This window comes from Pseudoalteromonas sp. Isolate3, assembly GCF_022398505.1.
GTDB classification, from domain to species: Bacteria; Pseudomonadota; Gammaproteobacteria; order Enterobacterales; family Alteromonadaceae; genus Pseudoalteromonas; species Pseudoalteromonas apostichopi.
Window position 1 is genome coordinate 1 of sequence record NZ_JAKEVN010000265.1, and the last position, 977, is coordinate 977.

The following is a 977-nucleotide window of genomic DNA, read 5'->3' on the forward strand; positions in this document are numbered from 1 at the left end:
TATTTAACTTGTTTTGCCATAAATAATATCTTAATGTTTCTTGCTAATTAAATCTCGAAATCCACCACCCACTAAATTAGGCTGCTTTGTGTAGTTCATCGAATATCGCTTCTGATTGCTTACAAGATATTCATTATCGTTGCCTTGCATTGAGCCCCCGTTCTAAGTGAGCAATTTAATTACCTGTAATACTGTTCAGAGATCTAGCAATATTATGAAACCAGTTAGTTATGTTAATTTAATAGCAAATGACACAAATGCTTTTAAGAATGAGGTACAGCGACCATTAGTATGTCAATATAAATGTGTACGCGCCCTTTGAATGGAATAAGTTTAGTGATATGCCAATAAAACTTTACCTTTAGTAAATCCGTTTTGGTTTATGTAAAAATAAGTTTTGTTCAAGTAATACGCCTACAAGTGCTCTTGATAACACTTAGCCTTTTGGTAAAGGTTGTTTAGGTCGCGCAACAACGGAAACTGAGAACTATGACTCAAAATAATGTGATGAAATTAGAAAAGATGATAGTTGTGTCGAAAGTTGCATTAACTCTGAGATTAAAGCTGAGAGACCTTGGTATTCGATAGTTCCAAATGGTACCGATTGTCAAGAGTACAGTGATAGTTTAGCTAATAAATGTTTTAGATTATGTCAGGTGAAATAGTATGCGTCTAAAGAAAATTCAGATCTGTAAACTTGTATGGGTAAGTTGTTTTACTTTAGTTGCTTTTCCTTTTTTGGGGGCGGTGCAAAATGTCACACAAACCTATGAACAAGGACTGTTTATACTAGTTTTACTTGGACTTTTAAGCTTTCCATTAGGCCCGCTTTTATTGTATTTTGTTACAACTTTACAAATTATTGAATATCAAAATAGCTTTGTTTTAGAACTAATTGTTATCAGTGTTAGTTGCTTTATAGGTGGTTATGCTCAATGGTTTATAATTTTACCTAGGATTATTAATAAATATTGGAA

General features: G+C 32.7%; 1 protein-coding gene. It reads left to right on the plus strand.

What is annotated here, in order from left to right; genetic code table 11:
* Positions 1-666: 666 nt before the first annotated feature.
* Positions 667-977, plus strand: a 311-nt coding sequence (locus L1D46_RS20740) for a hypothetical protein (protein WP_239978179.1), incomplete at its 3' end; no start/stop codon positions are given.